Annotated in this window: 1 protein-coding gene; it reads left to right on the forward strand. The window is 60.1% G+C overall.

What is annotated here, in order from left to right; genetic code table 11:
• The coding region (locus tag ACDZ94_RS26960) for an RHS repeat domain-containing protein (RefSeq protein WP_432751899.1) at positions 1-238 on the forward strand (238 nt) is incomplete at both ends.

The following is a 238-nucleotide window of genomic DNA, read 5'->3' on the forward strand; positions in this document are numbered from 1 at the left end:
CTTCAAATCCTACGATGACAAGGGCCGACTGACGGTCGAGCAGGACCCGTTGGGCGCGGTGACAGCGTATCAGTACGACGACGCAGGACGTCTGGTGGCGTTGTTTCCTGGGGAGGATGAACCGACTTCCTACGAGCATGACAACGGGTTCGTACGGGTAGTACGGCGTGGTGAAGCGGTCTGGAAGTATGAGCGCAACGACCAGGGCGACGTCATTCGCAAGACCGATCCCGACGGC

It is taken from the genome of Pseudomonas sp. UBT (assembly GCF_050915955.1).
In the GTDB taxonomy this organism is placed as follows: Bacteria; Pseudomonadota; Gammaproteobacteria; order Pseudomonadales; family Pseudomonadaceae; genus Aquipseudomonas; species Aquipseudomonas antarctica_A.